The sequence below is a fragment of the Nonomuraea zeae genome, assembly GCF_005889725.1.
GTDB classification, from domain to species: Bacteria; Actinomycetota; Actinomycetes; order Streptosporangiales; family Streptosporangiaceae; genus Nonomuraea; species Nonomuraea zeae.
Genome location: NZ_VCKX01000416.1, coordinates 1 through 8,683, shown reverse-complemented (window position 1 = coordinate 8,683; position 8,683 = coordinate 1). Strand labels below are relative to the sequence as shown.

At 72.1% G+C, this 8,683-nt stretch carries 10 protein-coding genes; 6 read left to right on the top strand and 4 right to left on the bottom strand.

Features of this window, described 5'->3' with window-relative positions:
- Positions 1-43 precede the first annotated feature (43 nt).
- The 4 genes from ETD85_RS57145 to ETD85_RS57130 form a co-directional block, all read right to left on the bottom strand.
- Positions 44-958, bottom strand: a complete 915-nt coding sequence (locus ETD85_RS57145; RefSeq protein ID WP_138698207.1) for an ABC transporter ATP-binding protein — start codon at positions 956-958, stop codon at positions 44-46.
- Entirely contained in the window at positions 955-1,596 is a 642-nt protein-coding gene (locus ETD85_RS57140) for an RraA family protein (RefSeq protein WP_138698206.1), read from the bottom strand. The genes ETD85_RS57145 and ETD85_RS57140 overlap by 4 nt, the downstream gene beginning before the upstream one ends.
- Positions 1,593-2,309 (bottom strand): PIG-L deacetylase family protein, encoded by a 717-nt coding sequence (locus tag ETD85_RS57135; protein ID WP_138698210.1) that lies wholly within the window; start codon positions 2,307-2,309, stop codon positions 1,593-1,595. Before ETD85_RS57135 ends, ETD85_RS57140 begins: the two co-directional genes overlap by 4 nt.
- A 68-nt stretch (positions 2,310-2,377) precedes the next feature.
- On the bottom strand, positions 2,378-3,148 hold the full coding sequence (locus tag ETD85_RS57130) for an NAD(P)-dependent oxidoreductase (protein ID WP_206059530.1): 771 nt from the start codon (positions 3,146-3,148) through the stop codon (positions 2,378-2,380).
- Between the two features lie 216 nt (positions 3,149-3,364).
- Between ETD85_RS57130 and ETD85_RS57125 the strand changes: the two genes are divergently transcribed.
- The 6 genes from ETD85_RS57125 to ETD85_RS57100 form a co-directional block, all read left to right on the top strand.
- The gene (locus tag ETD85_RS57125) at positions 3,365-3,997 is read left to right on the top strand and encodes a GntR family transcriptional regulator (RefSeq protein WP_240780079.1); all 633 of its coding nucleotides are present in this window, start codon (positions 3,365-3,367) and stop codon (positions 3,995-3,997) included.
- A gap of 209 nt (positions 3,998-4,206) precedes the next feature.
- Positions 4,207-5,130, top strand: a complete 924-nt coding sequence (locus ETD85_RS57120; RefSeq protein ID WP_138698205.1) for a DUF6282 family protein — start codon at positions 4,207-4,209, stop codon at positions 5,128-5,130.
- Entirely contained in the window at positions 5,127-5,906 is a 780-nt protein-coding gene (locus ETD85_RS57115; RefSeq protein WP_138698204.1) for an ABC transporter ATP-binding protein, read from the top strand. The genes ETD85_RS57120 and ETD85_RS57115 overlap by 4 nt, the downstream gene beginning before the upstream one ends.
- Positions 5,903-6,718: an ABC transporter permease gene (locus tag ETD85_RS57110; RefSeq protein ID WP_138698203.1), complete on the top strand. Its 816-nt coding sequence runs from the start codon at positions 5,903-5,905 to the stop codon at positions 6,716-6,718. The genes ETD85_RS57115 and ETD85_RS57110 overlap by 4 nt, the downstream gene beginning before the upstream one ends.
- Positions 6,715-7,854 carry an ABC transporter substrate-binding protein gene (locus ETD85_RS57105; protein WP_206059529.1) on the top strand — a complete coding sequence of 380 codons (1,140 nt, stop codon included), beginning with the start codon at positions 6,715-6,717 and terminating at the stop codon, positions 7,852-7,854. The genes ETD85_RS57110 and ETD85_RS57105 overlap by 4 nt, the downstream gene beginning before the upstream one ends.
- 27 nt (positions 7,855-7,881) lie before the next feature.
- On the top strand, positions 7,882-8,683 hold an 802-nt coding region (locus tag ETD85_RS57100; RefSeq protein ID WP_138698202.1), incomplete at its 3' end, for a serine/threonine-protein kinase.

Sequence of the window (8,683 nt, the reverse complement as noted above, 5' to 3'; positions counted from 1 at the left end):
AGAAAATAAGAGAAAAGATAGGCACTCCTGTTTTTCATATAGACTATCTCTTTTTTTTTTTTAGATGTCTATAAGAGACAGCCTCAGTGCTCTCCGGTCCGAGCACCACGTCCTCGGCCCGGACGCAGAGCCGCAGGTCACCACCCTCCGCATACGGCTCGACCGCGACCTTCTGCCCGGTCGCCGTCAGCCGGACGCAGGAGCCGTCCTCGCGGGTGACCGGGATGATGTTGTCGACGCCGAGGAACTCCGCGATGGAGGCGCTCCCGGGCTGCGCGTAGATCTCGGGCGGGGTGCCGATCTGCACGATCCGGCCCGACTGCATCAGCGCGATCCGGTCCGCCAGCGCCAGCGCCTCGTCCTGGTCATGGGTGACGTACATCGAGGTGACCCCGAGCCGGAGCTGCAGCTCGCGCAGCTCCATCCGCAGCCGGTGGCGCAGCCGGGCGTCGAGGTTGGACAGCGGCTCGTCGAGCAGCAGCACCGACGGCTGCATCGCGAGGCTGCGCGCCAGGGCGACGCGCTGCATCTGCCCGCCCGACAGGAGGCTGGCGCCCCGGTCCGCGAGGTGGTCCAGGCCCACGAGCTCCAGCGTCTCGCGGACGGCGGCGCGGATCTCGGCGCCCTTCCTGCCCTTCATCCTGAGCGGGAAGGCCACGTTCTCGAAGACGGTCATGTGCGGCCAGATGGCGTACGACTGGAACACCATGCCGATGTTGCGCTTGTTCGGCGCGCGGTTGACGCCGCTGCCGCTGTCGAACACCGGCCGGCCGCCGATGCTGATGACCCCCGACGTCGGCGTCTCGAGGCCCGCGATGCAGCGCATGGTGCTGGTCTTGCCGCAGCCCGACTGCCCGAGCAGGACCAGGGACTCGCCCTCGTCCACCGTCAGGTCCAGGTCCGACACCGCGACCGCGTCACCGTAGGTCAGAGTCAGCCCGTGGACCTCGACCTTCATGCCTGGGCCCCTTCGTCCGCCGCGCGGAAGCCGTGCAGGTCGTACGACAGGCCGCCCGCCAGGTACTCCTGACGCGCAGCCGCCTCGTTGGCCTCCCGCGCCAGCGAGGCCGCCAGCACGTCATCAACGCGCTCGGCGGGGACGACCACCACTCCGTCGCCGTCCATCACCACGGCGTCACCGGGCCGGATCAGGCAGCCGCCGACGATGGCGGGCCGGTCCACGGCGCCGCGGTGCGCCTTGGTCGCGCCGCGCACCCTGATCCACCGGGTCCAGATCGGCAGGCCCAGCTCGCGCAGGGTGTCGGCGTCCCGTACCGAGGCGTTGACCAGCACGCCGGCGGCGCCCTGGGCCTTGAGCTGGGTGACGAGCAGGTCGCCGATCAGGGCCACGGGCACCGGGTTGTCCATGGTGAGCACGACGATGTCGCCGGGCCGGGTCCGGGCGGCGACCTCGTGGACGGCGCGGTTGTCCGCCGGTCCGCACACCGCGATCCGGGCGGGACCCGCGACGCCGCTGCCGGGGATCAGCCGGATGAAGTCCTCGTCGACCAGGCCCTGACGGCCGGACGCCTCGTACACCGTGGCCACGCCGAGACGGGCGAGCTCGCCGAACCGGCCGGCGCCGCCCCCGCTCACAGGGCACCCACGACGTTCGGGACCATCCGCTGGAACGCCTCGGCGTGGCGGATCTCCTTGTTCCCGGTGACCTTGCGGGCGTGGTTGGCCCGGTGCTCGGCCCGCTCGGCGTAGTACTGCCGCAGGTACGCCTGCGCGCTCATCGCGGCCATGGCCTGGGCCTTCGCCTCGAAGACCTCGGTGATGTCGACGAACACGGTGGGCACGAAGCCGCAGAGGTCCGGCTGGTGCGGCTCGAAGACCAGGAACTCCGACGGCGGCGCGGTCCTGAACCCGGCCTCGACGACCGCGCCGGAGGTGAGCAACCTGGCCTGGGAGACCACCTGGTAGGCCACCGGGTGGTCCGGGTTGAACGGGTCCTTCTCCGGGTGGGTGAGGACGACGTGCGGCGCGAAGTCCCGCATCAGCTCGGCCAGGCGCTCCACATCGTCCCCGTCGGCCCGCAGCGGGTAGTCGCCGAGGTCGAAGCACTCGTAGGCGGCTCCTACCGCCTTCGACGCCGCGGTGGCCTCCTCGTGCCGGATCCGCTTGACGTTCTCGACGGTCTGTCCCGGCTCTCGCCACAGCTCGCCGGACTCGCCGCGCTCGCCGTACGAGAGCGTGACCACCCGGGCCTCGCCGCCGGCCCGGGTGTGCTTGGCGATGGCGCCCGCGGCGCGCCAGACGAAGTCGGCGCTGTGCGCTCCGACGACCAGCATTCTTCGTACGGTCATGCTCGGTTGCCTTTCTCGATGTTCTCGGGGCCTGCGGTCTCGGTGCCTTCGACGGGCGGCGGTGCCGGTCAGTCGTCCGTCAGCGAGGCGAGCCAGGTGCGCGCGGCCGCCATGACCCAGGCGGGCCGGCCGAGCTCCGCCAGGTAGCCCGCCGCGTCCTCGACCTCGTGGACCCGCCGCGCGGCGTGGACCCTGCTGCCGTCGACCAGCCGGTCGATGAGCTGCCCGACGTCGCCGGAGAGCTCGCCGACCATCTGGGCCCGCAGCCACTCCTGCTCGCCGGCGGCCGCCGCCGCGCTCTCGCACTCCAGCATCAGCGCGGCCAGGCCCTTCATGAAGACGCTGCGCAGCAGCTTCCTGGAGGCCGCCGCGCCGGCGCCGCCCGGGATGGTCTCCACGGGCACGGCCGCGGGGCGTACCAGCTCGGCAAACTTCTCCGCGCCGGTGCCGCTGGCCATCAGCGCGGTGCGGGCGCCCTGCCGGGGCACCGGCGCCAGCACGGCGACATCGGCGAACGCGACGTTCTCCGCGCCCGCCAGCTCCGCCAGGTTTCGTTTGAGAGCCGGTGATCCGGTGTTGAGGTCGGCGTAGACGGCGTGCTCGGGGCAGTGGGGCAGGGCCTGCCGGGCGACGGTCTCCGCCGCCCTGGCGCCCACCAGGCTGATCACCAGGTCGGCCGGGCCCACCGCGCCCTCGACGGCCGGCGCCTGCTCGATCTGCTCGTCGTCGTCCAGTTCCACGTACGGGTCGAAGCCCCGTACGTGGAATCCGGCCTCGCGCAGGTCCCGCGCGTAGATCCGCCCGGCCTCGCCGAGCCCCAGCACCGCGATCACAGTCACGCCAACTCCGGTACATCTTGTTGATGAAACAGTGACCAGAATTGTTGACACTCTTGTTGCCAAAGTCAACCCTATGTTTCGGACGGAGGCGGGACGGATTTCGGCCCGGCCCTTGCCGAAGCGCCCCGACCTGCGCGATCTCGGCAGATCGCGGGGGGCAGTCAATGATCGATACGATGCCCAGCACGCGATTGTTGACAATTAGAGAGAGGGACAGTGTCCACAGAATCGGGAACGGTGCTCGACGCGATCCGCGAGGGGATCATGCGCGGCGAGTTCGTGCCTGACCAGCGGCTCGTCGAGGCCGACCTGTCAGAGCGCTTCTCCGCCAGCCGGGGCACGGTCCGCTCCGCGCTGCTGCAGCTGGCCAACGAGGGCCTGGTGGAACGGGTCCAGAACCGGGGCGCACGGGTGCGCACGGTCTCCCTGGCGGAGGCCGTCGAGATCACCGAGGTCCGCATGGTGGTGGAGGGGCTGTGCGCGGCCAAGGCCGCCGAGCGGGTGACCCCGGCGGAGGCGGACGAGCTGCGCGAGATCGGCGTGCGGATGTCGGAGGCGGTGGCGTCCGGCGACGTGCTCGGCTACTCGGAGCTCAACCAGCTGCTGCACCGCCGCATCAGGGAGCTGAGCGGCCAGGCCGCCGCGGCCGGCGTGCTGGAGCGGCTGCGCGCCCAGAGCGTCCGGCACCAGTACCGGCTGGCCATGCAGCGGGGCCGGCCGGCCGTCTCGCTGGGCGAGCACCTGGCCATCATCGACGCGGTACGCGCGGGCGACCGGGCCGCGGCCGAGCGCGCCGCCCGGCGGCACCTGCGCAGCGTGATCGCGGCATTGCGCGCGCACGCCGACTAGGCGGGACGGCCGGCCGAGCGGGGCGAGCCGGCCGGGGGGAACAGGCCGGCCAGGCGGGACAGGCCGACCAGGCGGGGCGAGCCGGCCGGCGGGACAAGCCGGCTGGTCGCCCTATTCCGGACACCTGCCGGGTGATCAGCCCTTGACCATCCGTCCGCGTATTGTTAACAATCTGTTTCACCAAGATGGCAACAATTTGGGAGACAGGCATGCCGGATCATCCCACGCCGTCCGCCCGCGCCCGCGAGCTGGTCGCGGGCGCGTACGACACCCATGTCCACGTGGCGCCCGACGTGATGCGCAGGCGTACCGACGACCTCACCCTCGCGGCGCGCTTCGCCGAGGTGGGGCTGGCCGGGTTCGTGCTCAAGTCGCACTACGTCCCCACGGCGGAACGGGCCGCGGTGGTGCGGGCCGCGGTGCCCGGCTGCGCCGCGGTGGGCGCGATCACGCTGAACGCGTCCGTGGGCGGCATGAACCCCATCGCGGTCGAGATCGCCGCCCGGGGCGGCGCGCAGGTCGTGTGGCTCCCCACGGTGGACAGCGCCAACCAGCGGGCCTGCACGGCGGCCGATCCCGAAGGAGCCACGCCGCCCATGTGGGCCCGGCTCCAGGCCGACCTGCGGGAGTCGGGGATCTCCGCCGATCCGGTGGAGGTGGTGGGAGCCGGCGGGGCGGTGCTCGAAAGCACCCGCCAGGTGCTGCGCGTGATCGCCGCGCACGACATGACGCTCGCCACCGGCCACCTCGCCGCGGACGAGATCGAGACGGTGGTGGACGCGGCCGTGGCCGCGGGCGTGCGCCGCATCGTGATCACCCACCCCGAGTTCACCTCCCAGCGCGTCGCGATCGAGCGGCAGCGGGCGCTCGCCGCCAAGGGGGCACTGCTCGAACGCTGCTTCACCACCCCGCACAGCGGCAAGGTCTCCTGGGAGACCTGGCTGGAGCACATCAGCGCCGTGGGACCCCGGCATTCCGTGCTCTCCAGCGACCTCGGCCAGCCGTTCAACCCGCCGGTGGAGGACGGCCTCGCCCTGCTCGCCGACCGGCTGCTGGCCGAGGGACACACCGAGAAGGACGTACGGACCATGGCCGTGGACAACTCCCGGTGGCTGGCGGGTGCCGCGTCATGAGCGACACGGGCACCAGCACGGTGATCAAGATGGGCGGGCTCGGCAAGCAGTTCGTCAAGGACGACCTCGGCATCGTGGCTCTGCGCGACTTCGACCTGGAGATCGCGGAAGGCAGCTTCGTCACCGTGCTCGGCCGCAGCGGGTGCGGCAAGTCCACCATGCTCAACCTGCTCGCCGGTCTGACACCCCCGACCTGGGGCTCGGTCGCTTACCGGGGCGAGCCCGTGGACGGCCCGCGTACCGAGATGGGCTACCTCACCCAGTCCGACACGCTCATGCCGTGGCGGGACGTCCGCCGCAACGTCGAGCTGCCCATGGAGATCGGCGGGATGCCCGCCGCGCGGCGGCGGGAACGCGCGGCTGAGCTGATCGGCAAGGTCGGCCTCGACGGGTTCGAGAAGCATTACCCGCGCGAGCTGTCCGGCGGCATGCGCCGCCGGGTCAGCCTGGCCAGGATGCTGGCGGGCGACCCGGAGACGCTGCTGATGGACGAGCCGTTCGGCGCGCTCGACGCCCAGCTGCGCGGCGACCTGCAGGCCGAGTTGCTGCGGCTGTGGACGGAGAGCGGGCAGACCGTGGTGTTCGTGACCCACGACATCGAGGAGGCGCTGCTGCTCGGCGACCGGGTCGTCGTGCTCGGCCGGGTCGGGCGGATCGTGCTGGACCGCGCGATCGAGCTGCCCAGGCCGCGCGACGCCGACGAGCTGCGGGTGGACCCGCACTTCGTCGCCCTGCACCGGGAGCTGACCGAGGCCCTGCGGGAGGGAGCGCGATGACCGCCGTCCAGACCGTGGCCCTCGACCGGAGCTGGTGGAGCAGGCACGGCGGCACCGTCACGGTGTGGTCCGTGCGGGCCGTGCTGGTGGTGGCGCTGCTCGTCGTGTGGGAGCTGACCGCCGACCGGTGGTTCGACATCACCTTCACCAGCCGTCCGAGCGACATCTGGACCCGCCTGGTCGAGTGGCAGCAGGACGGGACGCTGTGGTCCAACACCTGGATCACCGTGCAGGAGATCGTCTACGGCTTCGTGGTCGGCGCGGTCGCCGGCGCGCTGACCGGCTTCCTGCTGGCCTCGGCCCGCGCCGTCTACCGGGTGCTCGATCCGTTCATCATGGCGCTGTACGCGATCCCCAAGGTGGCCCTGGCCCCGCTGTTCATCGTCTGGTTCGGCATCGGCATGAACATGAAGGTGCTGCTGGCCGGGGCGACGGTGTTCTTCCTCGTCTTCCTCAACACCGCCGCGGGCGTGCGCGAGGTGGACCGGGGCCTGATCGACGCCGTCCGCCTGATGGGCGGCCGCCGCCGCGAGATCATGGTCAAGGTGGTCGTCCCGTCGTCGATGACCGGGCTGCTGACCGGGCTCAAGGTCGCCGTCCCGTATGCCCTCATCGGCGCCGTGATCGGCGAGCTGGTGGCCTCCAACCGGGGGCTGGGCTATCTGATCAACGACGCGGCCGCGCAGTTCGACACCGCGGGGGTGTTCGCCACGCTCGCGGTCCTGAGCGTGATCGCCGCGCTGCTGAACCTGGTCGTCGGGCTGCTCGACCGCCGGGCCGGCCGCTGGAAGCCGATGGGGGCGGACCAGTGAGGCGCGCCACCCCGGCGATCGTGGCCGTGCTGGCCCTGCTGGCGGGCGTGGCGCTGGGCGGGTGCGCGCAGCGCAGCTCGACGACGCCGCCGGGCGTGCTGAACGTCGGGCAGATCAGCAACTCGATCGCCTTCTTCCCGCTCTTCGTGGCCGAGCAGCAGGGCTACTTCACCCAGGAGGGCGTCAAGCTGGCCGACCGGCCCCGGCTCGGGACCGGGGCCAAGGTCGCCGCCGCGCTCAAGTCGGGCAGCATCGACCTGGGCGCCGGGGTGCTGACCGACGCGCTCAACCTGGCCAGGATCGACGACAAGAGCCGGCTCGTGGCCAACCTCGTCGACCGGTACTACGTCGACGTGGTGGTCGGCTCGTCCTTCACCGCCGCCGCCGCGACCGACCCGCTGGATGAGCGCATCCGGGCCCTGCGCGGGACGAAGATCGGCATCACCGGGCCGGGCAGCGGCACCGAGGCGCTGGTGACGTACCTGTTCGCCAAGGTCGGCCTGAACTCCGCGACGGACTGCGAACTGGTGAACCTCGGCAGCACCGCCGCGTCCGCGCTGGGCGCGCTCAAGGCCGGGCGGGTGGACGCGCTGGCCTTCTTCCAGCCGATCGCGCAGCAGGCCGCCGCCGCCGGCATCGGCACCCGCTACATCTCGCCCGCCGCTGGTGACGTGCCCGACCTGGTGCAGACCGCGCACGGCGTGGTGTTCACCACCCAGCGGATCATCGACAAGAAGCCCACGGAGGTGGCCGCCTTCCAGCGGGCGATCCAGCGCGCCCAGCGCTTCATCCACGAGGCGGACGCGGCCGAGATCACGCGGATGCTGGCGGCCTACCTCAAGGGCATCGATCCGAAAGCGCTGGCCGAGCTACCGGACCTCATGCGGACCGAGATGCCGCAGGACATCGGCTTCGCCCGGGCCTCCTTCGACCGGGCCATCGCCTTCCACCGCGCCACCGGCCTGGTCAAGCACCTCCCGGCCTACGAGCAGATCGTGCCGCCCACGCTGCGCACGGGCGCCACGGCGTCCGGGCCCGCGCGTGAACCGGGCATCCGGGGTCCGGGCCCGCGCGGTGAACCGGGCATCCGGGGTCCAGGCCCGCGCGTGAACCGGGCGTCCGGGCCCGCGCGGTGAACCGGGTCCGCCGTTATATTGCACGCCATGAGAGGGCTCGGGGGGTTGCTGGCGAACCGGTACCGGTTGACCGGCCTCTTGGGGCAGGGCGGGATGGGCGCGGTCTGGCGGGCCCGCGACGAGCGGCTCGACCGGGACGTGGCGGTCAAGGAGGTCAGGCTTCCCGAGCACCTCGGCGCCTCCGAACGCGAGGTCTGGATCGCCCGGCTGGACCGGGAGGCGCGGGCCGCCGCACGATTGAAGCACCCGGGCATCATCACCGTCCACGACCGCGTCACCGGGGACGACGGACGCCCGTGGATCGTCATGGAGCTGGTCCACGGGGGTTCGCTGCAGGACGTCGTCCACGCGCACGGGCCGCTGCCACCTCATCAGGCGGCCCGCATCGGGCTCCAGGTGGCGGCCGCGCTGGCCGCCGCGCACCGGGCGGGCGTCACGCATCGCGACATCAAGCCGGCCAACATCCTCCTGGAGGACGACCGGGCCGTACTGACCGATTTCGGGATCGCCGCCCTCGACGGGGACGCGACCCTGACCGGGACCGGCACGCTGCTCGGCACCCCGGCGTTCATGTCGCCCGAGCAGGTGCGCGGGCTGCCCGTCACCGCCGTGTCCGACCTGTGGGCGCTGGGCGCGACCCTCTATGCCGCCGTCGAGGGTCGTCCCCCGTTCGGGCACGCCAGTCCCGAGGCCGTCATCGCCGCCCTCGCGGCCCGTGACGCCGCGCCCGCCGTACCCCCGGGCCCGCTCGCGGCCGTGCTCGGCGGGCTCCTCCGCAAGGAGCCGGCCGAGCGGATGGGGATGGACCGGCTCCAGGCGGAGCTGGCCC